We start from the raw sequence: 13,634 nt of genomic DNA on the forward strand, positions 1-13,634 counted from the left end.
TCAGCTCCTGCCCACTGCATAGACGAGTTCCGGCCGCAACTCCTCGGGCCCGGGTGGCGGATCGCTTTTCGCCTGGGCAATCGCGGCGGTGACTTCGCTGGCCGCCTGCTCGTGAATGGACTTGATATCGCCGTCGGTAACCAGTCCTTCCGCCTTGAGGCGATTCTCGAATACCAGGATGGGATCTCGCTCGCGCCAGTGACGGCGCTCCTCCTGGGGCTGATAGGCGGCGGGATCGGTTGTCCAGTGCCCGCTGACGCGATAGGTGAGCGCATCGATGAGCGACGGACCTTTCCCGGCGCGCGCGTGAGCAACCGCTTGCATTAGGGCTGCATTCACCGCTTCCACGTCGTTCCCGTCGGCAAGAATCCCGGGCATGCCATAGCCAATGGCCCGGTCTACAATGCGCCCTGCGGTGCCGCGCTCCGCGGACATGGAAATGCAAAACTGATTATTCTGGCAAATAAAGACTGCGGGTAATTTCAGGACGCCGGCAAGGTTCAACGATTCGTGAAATTCTCCCTTATTAGCGCACCCATCGCCGAATACCACCACGGCAACTTCGTCGGTCTTCCTGAGTTTCGCGCTCAGAGCGGCGCCGGCGCCGTAGGTGATGGTAGTTCCCAGAAAGCCTCCCATAGTGCTGAAGTTCTTGGGTTCGGCTCGGCCCCGCACCTCGGAGAAAAACCGCCCGCGATCGTACGCCGTAACTTTTCCCAGGACGCCGGCGACGAGCCGGTGCATGGAAGCGCCGCGCACCAGATTTGCCGCCAAGGCCCCGCGGTAATGGGGGATGTAAACGTCGTCGGGCCGGAGACCGAAGGCGCTGCCCACCACAACCGCCTCTTCGCCGACAGCGCTGTGAAAATAGGGATGAAAGCTTATGATGCCATTTTCCAGCTCCCGGGCGCGCACGAGCGCGCGATAGAGCGATAATCTCGTTTCATTCGATGCCATCGTGAATTTCCTTTGTCTAAAGTGATGTTCCTTGAATTCTCGCAACTACGGCGTCCTCCGCCGCAAATTCGTCCACGGGAACCAGGATCTCGGTGATCACGCCGTCGGAAGGCGCTTCGATTTCGAAGTTCACCTTCTCCGTCATTATCTCCACGATGCTCTCACCGGCTCGCACACTGTCACCGGCTTTCTTGTGCCAGTAAACTACCTTTGCCTCTACCGATCCATGTCCAAGTTTTGGGATCTTGATCTCGATCATGCTCTCTCTCTGTTGTTCAGTTCAGAAACTTCAGGACCGGTCTCTGTTCTTCAGCCCTGTGTAAAAACGGAGTGTAGCCCACGTTGGCCGGCTGGCACACGGCCGCCCGGGGACCACGCTGGGCCATCGCGTTCATACCCGCCGATCTGTGGCCGCTGAGAGCTTGGCCTTCAGAAGGAGGGTCGCAGCGGCAATCCTATCGTAGGAGGGCCACTGCTCGAAATCTTCCGGGGTCTTCGCCGCCTGGTCCCGAGTAACCAGCGCCACCTTGCCGGACAGACCAAACATCGCTCTCCCACCATAGTGTCTCTTTGCATTCTGCCGGATCAGCCACTCGCTGTACGCTGTGATCCCTCAGAAGTTGTACTTCAGCGCGAACTGGATCAGCCGCGGCGATACCGCAGTGGAATTGATCACCCCGAAACCAGGGGAACCCACGTCCAGAGACGGATTGTCGAACTGCGGATGATTAAAGGCATTGAAGAACTGCACTCGAAACTCCACGTTCGTTGCCTCGGTGAATCCCTTGACTTTGGTGATTTTGGCCAAGGATATGTCCCAGTTGTTCTGATCTGGCCCCCTCAGCGCACCACGGCCAATGTTGCCGTAGCCGGTGCCATCCCCAATCGCAGGCGGGGGGCAGATTGCGTTCGTGTTGATATAGCCATTCAGCCGTGATTGCACGCTGCCGCTTGTGACCAAGCTGGCATTGCTGGCCCCGGGACAGAAGTTGGCGGGCATATAGAAAAAGCGCGTAAGGCTGGCCCCATAGATGGATCCGGCCCGCGCGTCCACCAGCGTGAGAGGATTCCCGCTTTGGATCGTGGTGACACCCGAGACCTGCCAGCCTCCCAGCAGTTTGCCCCAAAGGCCTGTGCCCCCGTGGACGTTGGAAAAACTGTAGAGATAGCTCAGCACCAGGCGCTGCGGGCGCGAGTATTCTGCTGGGCCGCGGCCGTCGCTCACCATTCTTTGCGAAATGCCCCCGTACAGGGTGCCGATGGAAGCATTTTGAGAAACTACCTGGTTGTCCAGGATTTTGCTGAATGTGTAGGTGGCCTGAATTTGCAGTCCGTGGCTCATACGCTTGCGCACGGTCGCTTCCAGTCCATGGTAGGAACTCGTTCCCGCCGTCTCGGTGGCACGCAGGCCGTCCGGCGTAAAGCCCACGATAGGTACCCGCATCCCGACGTTCTCAACCGTGTTGGTCGTTTCGCCATTTATGGGGTGCTGCGGGCTGGCCAGTTGTGCCTGGTTCAGTTCGGTCAGCTCCAGTAGCCGTGTACCGTGCGAACCAACATAACCAAGCTGGGCCATTACGCCACCCTTAAGCTCGTACTCGAAATTCAGGCTCCACTGCTGTGCCATCGGCGAATCAAAATCGGGTGCCAGAACCACCGTAGACATATTGCTGCCTACTTGCCGAGGTGTCCATATGGGAAAGGCGCTCGCAGGCGGCGGCGCGGGGTTGAACGGCTGCTGCAAACTAGCCAGGGTATTTGCCGGCCCGCTCAATTGGGAGAGGACGAAATAAGGCTGCGCCAAGCTGGTGCCAAAGATCCCACTGGTGCTGGTGCGGGAGTAAAAGACGCCATATCCAGCATGGACCGCGAAGTTCTGATTGCCGGCGATGGGACGCCACGCCAGACCGATACGGGGAGCGACGTTGTGCAGCGGGGTTCCACCGGCTAACGTGCTCTTGTTATCGCTCCGCGTTACGCCTGTGGGTATAGTGCCCGGAAAGTTCGAGGCCACTACGAATCCGCTGAAGGTTCCACCGGGCGGTGGGACGGGATCTGCCAGTGCCGGGTTGAAATTAGTGATCAACCCATTGATTTCCGAGGCAGGCCCGTTAACTTCCCAGCGAAGACCGACATTCAGCGTGAGCTGCGGGTGCAGCTTGTAATCGTCCTGGAAGAACAAGGACCAGTCGTTGATCCGGCGGTGCCGGGCCACTGTTCCGGAGAAGCCGACGGACACTAACAGGTTGCTGAACGGGATGCCGGTCGTGTTTCCGGGGTTAAAGGGATTGCAAGTGGCCGGAAAGGTGCCGGGGGGGCAGCCGGGCAAGCCCAGCAGGAAGTCGGGGAAACTGGGAAGCACCACGAATCCGCGTTCCACTCCGTCGGCATTGTCATTTTGACGGATGCGCTCGAAGCCGAACCCCGCGCGCATGTTGTGCTTGCCCTTCGTCCACGCAATCTGGTCGGCAAACTGAAAGTTTTCAGCGGCTGTCTTTTCGCCGTCATTGATGTCCGCGCCCAATGAAAATAAGCCCGGCATGGCGATGGAAGGCATTTCGCTCGACATCGGGCCTGGCTGCATCCCCACCTGTTGGGCGCTTAGCGGCGCTCCACTCTGGGTAACGCCAACATTGCGAATGAAGCTGAAACGGCCTTCGTTCACGAAGTTGTTCGTAAGAATCGAAGTGAGTTTGGCGGTCAGGGTGTGGTTGCGGAAAGCGCCGAGCGGGCCGTTCCCGGGAACCGCGTTCAAGTTCTGTATGAGGCTGGACTGGGGGAAACCCAGCTTTTCGTCATCCCAACCGGAAAACCAGTGCGCGCTGAAGGTGTGCTTCGCCGAGATCGCGTAATCAACGTTCTCGATCATCTGGTCCTCGGAAAAACGGGAGGGCACACTATAGGTGGACATGCCCAGGCCATTGACGATGATTTGCGGCGTGGGGATGTAGTAGCTGCCGTCGGGCAGTTTGAATTGGAGCAGTGTCAGGGCCACGGGATTGATGTTGCTGCCGTCCGCCAGAATCGCCGGGCCCACGCCCCCGAACAGCATCTGAAACAAACCGCGCTGCCCCGCGAATATCGCGCCCAGCGACCCGGCGGAGCGGTCGTTGGTGAGCGGCGGCAGGTTGATGCTGCGCAGCGAAGAAGCCCCCAACCCGTTCACCTGACGGGTGCCTTGGTAGGAACCGAAGAAGAAAAGCTTGTTGCGTTTGACCGGCCCTCCCAGCGTAAATCCAAACTGGTTCTGTTTCATCACCGGCCGCGGCTGGCCGTTGCGGTTGAGGAAGAAATCGTTGGCGTTAAGCACGTCGTTGCGGAAATACTCGAAAACCGCACCGTGGAAATCGTTGGTGCCGGACTTGGTCACCACGTTTACATTGGCGCCCATGCTCCTGCCCGAGCCGGCGTCGTACTGCCCGGTCTGGATATTGAACTCCTGGATGGCATCCGGATTGGGGACGGGGATTCCACCGAATGCCGTGGTGTCCCCGGCACGGCCACTGTAGGAGTTGTTGATCTGGGCGCCATCCATCTGGTAGTTGTTGTCCAGCGTAGTTCCGCCGTGAACGTATACATCCTGGGTGTTGCGTCCCACCTCCGCGGCGTTCGTGAGGCTGGCCGTTACCCCGGCCGACAGGTGCAGCATCTGGGTGTAATTGCGGTTAGTCAGGGGAATATCCCTGAGATCATTTTCGCCAATCAGTTGGCCAAGCGATGAGGTCTCCGTTTGGACCTGCAACTGATCGGCCTTCACCTGGATGATTTCGCTCCTCATACCTATTTGCAGCGAAGTGTTGACGATCGTCGTTTCCGACACGTTCACCCTGAGGTCGGTCCTCTTGACAGTCTTGAAACCCGAGATGCTGAATTCGACGGAGTACTTGCCGGGTGGGAGCAACGCAAAACGAAATACGCCGTCCGTGTCAGTCACCACAGTACGTCGCGCGCCCGTTTCTTGCTGGAGCAACACGACGGTCACACCCGGCAGCACTGCACCTTGGGAGTCGGCGACCGTGCCGGAAAGCGCGCCGGTAGCCGAGGTTTGTGACAACAATGGCAGCGAGAACAAGACCGCCGCTAGCAGCGAAGCCGTGACTGGTCTGAGCATTCCCCACTCTCCTGCGAGATTCGCATCTCTTTTACGCACGGCTCAGGGGAGTGTCAAGACGGGTGGTCCAAATATGGGACAAAAACTGAGTCTCTGAGGGGTATTTCGCTGAACTCGGTCCAGCTACTTTGACATGAGCTCCTGTTAAGACCCGGATCGGCTCTGCTCAGGCTTGGTGAGCGTAGTGCACAACTGGTAGTTCGAGGATGCGTCCGACGCCGGGAAGGCAGCGTCGCGACATATCAGACAAGAGTCCCACTCCTTCTGCCGAGAGCTGGTCGGGATGGTTCAGCTGCTGCATTAGCATCTGTGCCGCTTCCTTCACCGAGGCCCCTATCTGCGGCAACCTCTCCTCGCGTATATGGCCAACAAATCCGGCCACACCGATGCAACCTTTCAAATGCCCGCAAGGTCCGAAGACCGGGGCGGAAACGAAGCGCAGTCCGTGGATGGTTCTTCCATCATCCACCGTGTAGCCCTGTTCTCGGATCTGTGCGAGTTCCTCCATAAGATGGGACAAGTTGCTAATCTTGATCGGCACACGGCGCATCAGCTGTTGCTGCTCCAGCTTGGCGAGCACTTCCGGCTCGGCACGGTAGGCCAAGGAGAGTTTGCCGCAGGGCGAGGGATGAAACTCATTCTGAGAAATTTTCCAGTTCTCCGGTCTCATGTCCGGCAAAGAGCAATGCAAGATCCAGCCAGAACTGGCCAAACCAGTGCTGAGATGAGTTTGCTCCGTAAGCCACATTAGAACGGGAATCGCCAATCGCTTGATGCGCTTCTCGGTCAAGGATTGGCCGAAAGTTGCCATTTTCATGCTCAGCCGGTAGCGCCCGTCTTCGGCATCTCGCAGCACGTAGCCCTGTGACTCAAGTGTCCGCAGGATGTACCAAGCAGACGTTTTGGGAATCCCCAGGCGGCGGGCAATCTCACGGCAGCTCATTCTGTCGTGTTCACCAAAAGCTTCAACGATCGCCAGCGCGCGCGCCACCGCTCGCGACGTGCTCTTGTTTTCAGAACGCATGATCAATTCCACCCCGGCTTGATGAGACTCGTCTAGCCCGGCCGGCGGCTACATTGCCGTATAGAATCGCAGGGAACATATCACAACAAATTCGCCGTCGCAAGTGAGCGTATCGCGGGTATCAGGTTCAATTGTCCAGTTATTTGCTGGACACTACACCAGGTCGATGAGGATAGAGATGCGCGAGGTCCCCGCAATTTTCCCCACACCCACAAGACGACCTACTCTCAACTTACGTTAATTCAACAATTTCTGAAATTGATCTTCCGGCCATTGCGTTTTTGCATCGACAGCGCGCAGCGAAGTTGTGGGAATTGAACGGCTTGCGAAAACAAACCTCCTGTCTAGGAGAAATCCACAAGAGCAGTGACAGCAAAGTGAGCGTTGCTAAACCATGAGAAACAAAACTCATAAATTGGTCGGGGCGCCCGGATTTGAACCGGGGACCTCCTGCGCCCAAGGCAGGCGCGCTACCAGGCTGCGCTACGCCCCGACACAACGATTCTAGCATCTCTTACCATGGCTGTTCTCGTGAGGATTCCAACTCGCGACTCGAGACCTGTCCGGCTTGCTCAGACCGTCTTGTCCTTCGAATGGCACAGCGGCTCCAGGTTGCACTCCGCGCATTTCGGCTTGCGCGCCTGGCAGACCCGCCGCCCGTGCCAGATGATCTGGTGGGAAAAAAGAATCCATTTCTCTTTCGGAATCACCCGCATCAGATCCGCTTCGACCCCCTTCGGGTCTTCGTGCTGCGAAAGACCCAGCCGCTTCGAGAGCCGCAGCACGTGCGTATCCACCACCACGCCGCTGGCGATCCCGTACGCCGTGCCCAGCACCACGTTCGCCGTCTTCCGCGCCACCCCCGGCAGCGTCAGCATCTCTTCCATCGTCCGCGGCACCTTCCCGCCGAACTTTTCCACGATGGCCTTGCTTGCCCCCATGATCGATTTCGTCTTGTTGCGGAAAAATCCCGTCGGCCGGATCTCCTGCTCCAGCTTGCTCGGCGTCGCATAGGCAAATGCTTCCGGCGCCGGATATTTCGCGTACAGCGTCTTGGCCACTTCGTTGACGCGCACGTCGGTGCACTGCGCCGAGAGGATCGTGGAGACCAGCAGCTGAAACGGATTGTCGTGCTGCAGCTCGCAGCTCGCCGCCGGATACGCCGCATCCAGCCCCGCGAGGATCGCCGCCACCCGCTTGGCGTTCGCCCCGCCTCCCGCCGTTCCTGCTGATTTTGTCTTCTTGGCCGCTGCTGGTTTCTTCGCTGCTTTTTTCTTGGTCGCCATAAGCGCAAAACTATAGCACAGCCCGTTTGGTGCGGCCGCCTTCCGGCGGGCTCCTTCTTCTTCCGCCTCCGCTACACAAACAGCTGCAGCAATTTGCGAAACGCCCGCCCGCGGTGGCTGTACAGGTTCTTTTCCTCAGGGGCCATCTCGGCGAAGGTCTTGCCCAGGGCGGGGAAGTAAAAGATCGGATCGTAGCCGAACCCCCCGCCGCCCCGCGGCGCCTTCAGGATTTCCCCGTCCACCCGGCCGGTCACCACTGCCACCGCGCGCCCGCGTTCAGCCAGCGCAATCGCGCAGACGAAATGCGCCGCGCGCCCTGCTCCCGTCTTGCCGCGCAGCGCACCCAGCAATTTCTGGATTCGCCGCTCATTGCTGGCCTCCGCTCCGGCGTAGCGCGCCGATTGCACCCCCGGTGCTCCGCCCAGCGCCGGAACCACCAGCCCCGAATCGTCCGCAAAGACCAGCCCCTCGCGCAGCCGCGAATAGTACAGCGCCTTGCCCAGCGCGTTCTCCGCGAACGTCGCCGCGGTTTCTTCAAATGCCGGCAGAGACTCGAACCCCGGCAGCAGCTCCAGTTCCAGCGCAACGCCAGGCGCGAACACGCGCGCAAGCGCACGAAACTCCCGCAGCTTTCCGGCGTTGGACGATGCGAGGAACAACTTAGCGGGTGCGCGCACTGAATTGCACGGGCAGGACGGCGCGCTGCTGTTCGGTCAGCCGGCGGATTCCCGCGGCGGCCAGCGCCAGCAGATCCTGCATCTCTCCGCCGGAAAACGGCTGGCCCTCGGCCGTGGCCTGAATCTCCACGAATTTCCCGCTTCCGGTCATAACCACGTTCATGTCCACTTCCGCGCGCGCGTCCTCTTCGTACGACAGGTCCAGCAGCGCGCGCCCGTCCACCATGCCCACGCTCGTGGCGGCCACCGTGTCGGTCAGCGGCAGCGTCTTCAGTATCCCCGCCGCGACCATGCGCTCGAACGCCAGTGCCAGCGCGACGAACGCCCCGGTGATGGAAGCCGTGCGCGTTCCCCCGTCGGCCTGGATCACGTCGCAATCCAGCCACACGGTGCGCTCCCCCAGCGCTTTCTGATCGGTCACCGCGCGCAGCGAGCGCCCGATCAGCCGCTGGATCTCCAGCGTCCGCCCGGACTGCTTGCCCCGCGCCGCTTCCCGCGGCGTGCGCTGCTCCGTGGCCCGCGGCAGCATCCCGTATTCGCTGGTCACCCAGCCCTTGCCGCTGCCCTTCAGAAACGACGGCACCCCGTCATCCACCGTGGCCGTGCAGATCACCCGCGTGTTGCCCAGCTCGATCAGCACGCTGCCCTCCGCCGAGGAAATAAAATCCGGCGTGATCTTCAGGGACCGCATCTGGTCGGCGCTCCGGCCGTCAATTCGCAAGACTTCCTCCTGCCCTTCCCAACTTATCTATTGATCCGCAGTACCCGCAATTCTCATCCCGTCTCTCACCGTCCGCAACGCGTCCCGCCTCACGGTTTCTTCTCCGCCGGGCTCAGTTTGCCGGGCGCCGTGCCGGGTGTCAACTTCGCCGGCGGCCCCGCTGCCGGAGCCGCCGTTGCGGCGGGCGCAACGATAGAGGGCTTCGCCGCGCCCGGCATCGTTCCCGGCGCTGCGGGCGCCGTGCTCCCTCCCGTTCTCACCACAAACGGTTCCGTCAGGTCCAGATGTCCCGCCAGTGTCTCCGTCTCCTGCCCATGTATCAGTATCTTCAGCCGCTGCACCTGCGGCACATTGGCTTCCAGCGTCCGCGTGATGGACTCCACCGCCAGCTTTTCACTTTCGATCCCGGAGGGCAGGGAAGTCGCCAGCGGCTCGGAGAAATCCGCAATCGCTGTGCCGTCCGGCAGGAGATAAAATTCCAGCAGCGCCGCGTCTGGCGGCAGGGTGCGCAGTTCCGTGTCCACCGGTCCCGCGAGCAGCGTGTTCAGCACCTGCTTGGCCCGCAGCACCGGCTCGTTCGTCAGGGGCAGCTCCACCGTCACGGCAGCCAGTCCGCCGTCTTCCTCCGGCGAAGCCCAGAACAGCTGGGCCTTGACCCGCGGCTCCCCTGGCGCAACTGCCACCGGCTGCGAAAGCTCGCGCCGCGCCTGCTCGATCGACTGTGCTTGCAGCCGGGCCGCGCGCTGGATGCGCCGGCGCAGCACCGGAAAATAGATCGCGCCGGCCACTACCGCCGCCGCCAGCCCGGCAACCAGCCAGACACGCCAGCGCGGACTCATGGCTGCGCTCCCGGGACCTGCGCGGCGTCGTAAACCGCCTTGAATTCAGCCACCGCGCGCGCAAGGGCGCTGGCCACGTCCGGTCCCATCTGCTCCAGCACCGCGCTATCTTCCACGGAGACGCTCGAGAGTTCCACGGCGATGGCCGGCAAGGCCAGCGAGCGCAGTTGCCGCACCGGGGCCGTCTGCGCGCTGCTGGGTGATCCTTTGAACCGCTGCGAGAACTCGGCCTGCGCGAGCTCCGCGAGCCTGCGGCTCAGCGGCAGCGCCGCGGCCTGTGCCCGGTCCCACGGCAGCAGCCTGCCCGGCGCCGGCGCCGCAGCCGGAAAGTCCGGCAGCGTATAGACGCGCACGCTGCCGGGCAGCCCGGTCGAACCGATGTGCAAGGTTATAAAGACCGCCCCGCGCTGCGCATTGGCCATGGCCGCCCGGTCGTCGAAGGAAGGATTGTCGTTGCCTTGCCGCGTCAGCAGCACGGAAAAGCCCTGCTTTTCCAGCGCCGCGCGGATCTGCGCCGCAAAGCTCAGCACCAGCTCGCTCTCGCGCATCCCGCCCGTGCCCCGCGCTCCGGGATCCGTCCCCCCGTGCGCCGGGTCCAGCACCACCATCCGCAACCCCGTCCGCTGCTGCGGCGGCTCGGTCTGTGGAGCGGCCTGCGCCGCGGCTGGAATCGTCGCCGGCGTCTGCTGTTGCGCTGCATTCGGCGCGCTCCTGCCTGCGGGCGCTGCCGGCGTCTGCGCGCACGCCCCGGGAATCAGCATGCCGGTCAGAAATAGAAGGAAAGCCGCGATACGCACGTCGAGCAGCATATCAAAAATGCCCGCCCCGCGGTGCCGCCCGCGGCAATCTTATGGCGCAGTCAGCGACTCCAGATGCGCCCGGCGCAGCAGTTCGTTCACGCGCGGCAGGTCCTGCGCTGTTATTTCCTTCCAGCGGGAGACCACGGAGCGCCGCGCCTCCAGGAGCCCGCTGATGGCTGCCGTGGCATCTGCCGATGGCGCGGCGTCCGCGCTTTCCACAATGTTCATCAACGCCCTGAGCGCCTCGGGCAGCGAGCGCGGCGTTTCGTCTTCGTCGCCGGGAACGCTCAGCCCGAAGACCCCCTGGCCCACGCCGCTCTCCGGCGCCAGGACGCCACGCACTTTTGCATCGAGGGCCGCAAGCTCTTCGCCAAGCTTCTTGTTTTTCCCGACCTTGTCGCCGAGGGCCTGAATTTGCGCGCGTACCCGTCCGGCTTGTGTTGCGATGGCCGCGGCCTCCCCATAGGCCCCGGCGAGGCTCTGGTCTGCTTCAAACTGCCCCGCCAGATCTTCCCCCGAAACATTCACCCGCGGGTCCATCTTCACGACGAGCGGCTCGGTCATGCTCTTGCCGTTCACCGTCAGACGCACGCTGTAGTTTCCCGGCAACGCCCACGGGCTGGGTGTATCGTACTGCGAAGAGGGCATCCCGGCGGGCGCCGGATAGCGCAGGTCCCAGACCAGGCGATGCATCCCCGGAGCGGAGGCCAGCGGCGCAGCCGGATGCACCCAGTACATCGGGATAGGGAGCGAGGCCGGAGCAAGACTCTGCGGCTTGTCGTCGCTCGCAAAGCGCCGCACCAGCTTTCCCGCCGCATCGAAAATCTCCAGCAGCACGGGCGTCGCCGGCGTCTCCTTCAGGTAGTAATCGAGCAGCGCGCCGTTTGGCGGATTCTCTCCGAGCGCCTCGTCGAAAGGCAGCGGCGTTCCCTGATCCGAGCCCGGGCGGACGCGATAGGCCGTTTGCGGGCGGAAGAGCCATGCGTCCGCCGCAGCGACCCGCGCGTTGCTCTGCCGCAGCGGCGTCACGTTGTCCAACACCCAGAAGGAGCGGCCATGTGTCGCGATCACCAGATCGTCCTCGTGCACCACCAGGTCGCGCACCGGCGTCACCGGTAGATTCAGCTGCAGCGGCTGCCAATCCTCCCCGTCGTTGAACGACACGAACACGCCCGTCTCCGTGCACGCATACAACAGCCCTTGCCGCGCGGGGTCCTCCCGCACGCAGTTGACGTAGCTGCCCTCCGGGATGCCCCGTGCGATGCGCTGCCAGCTCTTCCCGAAGTCCCGCGTGCGGTAGAGATAGGGCTGCAGGTCGTCGAGGCGGTGGCGGTCCACCGCGGCGTAGGCCGTGGCGGCATCGAAATGCGAAGCTTCCAGGTGCGTCACCTTGCTCCACGCCGTGACTTCCGCGGGCGTCACGTCCTGCCAGGCCTTGCCTTCGTCGCGCGTCACCTGGATGACGCCGTCGTTGGTGCCCGCCCAGATCTCCCCGGCGCGCACCGGCGAGGGCGCGATCGTGTAAATCAGCCCCCGGGTCTTGCCCGGCGCTCTGTTTGCCGCCGCCGAGGCATCCAGATTTCCCGGCACCCCGGGGTCTTCGTGCCCCAGTTCCGGGCTGATGATCTGCCAAGAATTTCCCTCGTCGGCCGTGCGGAACAGCACTTGCGCGCCGAAGTACAGCACATGCGGATCGCTCGGCGAAAAGACCAATGGCAGCGTCCACGTGCGATGATATCTGCCCGCATACGCCAGCGTCGGGGGCACCGCGCGGTTCTGCTCGGTCTTCAGGTCCTGCCGCGAGACGAATCCTCCGTACACCACCCCCGGGTGCAGCGGGTCGGGAGCGATGGACCCGCTCTCCTCGCCGGCATCGATCGGCCGCCAGTCGTGGAAATTCAGCGCCCGGTAGATGCTGCGGCTCGGCGTGGCCGCGGCTCCGCTGTCCTGCTGTGCTCCATAGACCCAGTACGGGAAGCGGTTGTCCGTGGCCACGTGATAAAACTGCCCCGTCGGCTGGTTGTACCAGGAGCTCCACGTCTCCCCGCCATTCCTCGTGACCACCGCGCCCTGGTCGCTTCCCACAATCATCCGCCGCGGCTCATCCGGATCGATCCACAACGAATGATAATCGTCGCCGCCCGGCGCGCCCTTGATCGCCGTGAAATTCTTTCCGCCGTCCTGCGAGCGGTACAGCGATGTATTCGGCACGTACACCGTATCCGCGTCCTTGCTGTCCACGATCACTTCGCCGAAATACCAGCCGCGTCCCCAGATGCGCTTGTCCGTGGAAACCCGCGCCCAGCTCTCCCCGCGGTCGTCGGAACGGTACAGCCCGCCCTCCTTGGCATCCACGATCAGGTATACCCGCCGGGCATCGCTCGGCGCGAAGGCTATGCCCATGCGCCCCAGCCCCTCCGGCGGCAAGCCGTGTCCCGTAATCTGCTCCCAGTGCTCGCCGCCATCCGTCGTCCGGTACAGCCCGCTCCCCGGCCCTTTCGACGGCGGATAGACGTTCCACGGCGGACGCCGCGTCTGCCACAGCGCCGCAAAAATCATTTTCGGATTGCGCGGGTCCATCGCCAGGTCGATCGCCCCCGTGTTTTCGTCATGAAACAGCACCCGCTGCCAGCTCTTCCCGCCATCCCGCGAACGAAACACTCCGCGCTCGCGGTTCGGCCCGTAGGCATGTCCCAGCGCCGCGACGTACACCGTGTTCGCGTCCCCCGGATCCACCACTATTCGCGCGATCTGCCGCGTCTCGCCCAGCCCGATGTGGCTCCAGCTCTTCCCCCCGTCGCTCGATTTGTACATTCCGTTGCCGTAGGTGATGTCCGAGCGCATGTCGGCTTCGCCCGATCCCGCGTAGATCACGCGGGCATCCGACGGCGCCACCGCGATCGCTCCGATGGAGGCAATCGGCTGTCCATCGAAAATCGGTTTCCACGTGCGCCCCGCGTCATTCGTGCGCCACACTCCGCCGCCCACCGCTCCGAAATAGAAAACGTCCGCTTGCCCGCGCACGCCCGTGACCGCCAGCGCCCGTCCCCCGCGAAACGGCCCGATCGGTCGCCAGCGCAGCTCTTGGAACAAACTCGGATCAACCGTCGGACTTTCCGCCGGCGCAGCCGCCACCCGCCCAAGCCCGAATAGAGATGCCAGCAGGAAAAAAATGGCCAGCCACGCACCGTGCACTGTTTTCACGTCAGGTTCTCTCCG

Annotated in this window: 11 protein-coding genes and 1 tRNA gene; all 12 read right to left on the bottom strand. The window is 62.7% G+C overall.

Features of this window, described 5'->3' with window-relative positions:
* Entirely contained in the window at window positions 1-957 is a 957-nt protein-coding gene (locus LAN61_14050) for a thiamine pyrophosphate-dependent dehydrogenase E1 component subunit alpha (GenBank protein ID MBZ5541636.1), read from the bottom strand.
* Window positions 958-973: 16 nt separating this feature from the next.
* Entirely contained in the window at window positions 974-1,216 is a 243-nt protein-coding gene (locus LAN61_14055; GenBank protein ID MBZ5541637.1) for a biotin attachment protein, read from the bottom strand.
* A gap of 132 nt (window positions 1,217-1,348) precedes the next feature.
* Complete coding sequence (locus LAN61_14060; protein ID MBZ5541638.1) at window positions 1,349-1,504, bottom strand: hypothetical protein; 156 nt, start codon at window positions 1,502-1,504, stop codon at window positions 1,349-1,351.
* 66 nt (window positions 1,505-1,570) lie between these two features.
* Window positions 1,571-5,068: a carboxypeptidase-like regulatory domain-containing protein gene (locus LAN61_14065; protein ID MBZ5541639.1), complete on the bottom strand. Its 3,498-nt coding sequence runs from the start codon at window positions 5,066-5,068 to the stop codon at window positions 1,571-1,573.
* Window positions 5,069-5,234: 166 nt separating this feature from the next.
* Window positions 5,235-6,092: an IclR family transcriptional regulator gene (locus LAN61_14070; protein MBZ5541640.1), complete on the bottom strand. Its 858-nt coding sequence runs from the start codon at window positions 6,090-6,092 to the stop codon at window positions 5,235-5,237.
* Between the two features lie 416 nt (window positions 6,093-6,508).
* Window positions 6,509-6,585, bottom strand: a tRNA-Pro gene (locus LAN61_14075).
* Window positions 6,586-6,664: 79 nt separating this feature from the next.
* Window positions 6,665-7,378 (bottom strand): endonuclease III, encoded by a 714-nt coding sequence (gene nth / locus LAN61_14080; protein MBZ5541641.1) that lies wholly within the window; start codon window positions 7,376-7,378, stop codon window positions 6,665-6,667.
* Between the two features lie 71 nt (window positions 7,379-7,449).
* Entirely contained in the window at window positions 7,450-8,055 is a 606-nt protein-coding gene (gene rdgB / locus LAN61_14085; protein MBZ5541642.1) for an RdgB/HAM1 family non-canonical purine NTP pyrophosphatase, read from the bottom strand.
* Window positions 8,039-8,776 (bottom strand): ribonuclease PH, encoded by a 738-nt coding sequence (gene rph / locus LAN61_14090; protein MBZ5541643.1) that lies wholly within the window; start codon window positions 8,774-8,776, stop codon window positions 8,039-8,041. The genes rdgB and rph overlap by 17 nt, the downstream gene beginning before the upstream one ends.
* Window positions 8,777-8,865: 89 nt before the next feature.
* Complete coding sequence (locus LAN61_14095) at window positions 8,866-9,615, bottom strand: GerMN domain-containing protein (protein ID MBZ5541644.1); 750 nt, start codon at window positions 9,613-9,615, stop codon at window positions 8,866-8,868.
* A complete protein-coding gene (locus tag LAN61_14100; GenBank protein ID MBZ5541645.1) occupies window positions 9,612-10,424 on the bottom strand; it encodes an N-acetylmuramoyl-L-alanine amidase in 813 nt (270 codons plus the stop codon). The genes LAN61_14095 and LAN61_14100 overlap by 4 nt, the downstream gene beginning before the upstream one ends.
* A gap of 39 nt (window positions 10,425-10,463) precedes the next feature.
* On the bottom strand, window positions 10,464-13,619 hold the full coding sequence (locus tag LAN61_14105) for a hypothetical protein (protein ID MBZ5541646.1): 3,156 nt from the start codon (window positions 13,617-13,619) through the stop codon (window positions 10,464-10,466).
* Between the last annotated feature and the right edge of the window lie 15 nt (window positions 13,620-13,634).

This window comes from Terriglobia bacterium, assembly GCA_020072785.1.
Lineage (GTDB): Bacteria > Acidobacteriota > Terriglobia > Acidiferrales > UBA7541 > Acidiferrum.

Coding starts and splice junctions, on each gene's coding strand:
- nth (MBZ5541641.1), bottom strand. CDS start 7,378: ATGGCGACCAAGAAAAAAGCAGCGAAGAAACCAGCAGCGGCCAAGAAG.
- LAN61_14060 (MBZ5541638.1), bottom strand. CDS start 1,504: ATGTTTGGTCTGTCCGGCAAGGTGGCGCTGGTTACTCGGGACCAGGCG.
- LAN61_14070 (MBZ5541640.1), bottom strand. CDS start 6,092: ATGCGTTCTGAAAACAAGAGCACGTCGCGAGCGGTGGCGCGCGCGCTG.
- LAN61_14055 (MBZ5541637.1), bottom strand. CDS start 1,216: ATGATCGAGATCAAGATCCCAAAACTTGGACATGGATCGGTAGAGGCA.
- LAN61_14095 (MBZ5541644.1), bottom strand. CDS start 9,615: ATGAGTCCGCGCTGGCGTGTCTGGCTGGTTGCCGGGCTGGCGGCGGCG.
- LAN61_14100 (MBZ5541645.1), bottom strand. CDS start 10,424: ATGCTGCTCGACGTGCGTATCGCGGCTTTCCTTCTATTTCTGACCGGC.
- LAN61_14050 (MBZ5541636.1), bottom strand. CDS start 957: ATGGCATCGAATGAAACGAGATTATCGCTCTATCGCGCGCTCGTGCGC.
- LAN61_14065 (MBZ5541639.1), bottom strand. CDS start 5,068: ATGCTCAGACCAGTCACGGCTTCGCTGCTAGCGGCGGTCTTGTTCTCG.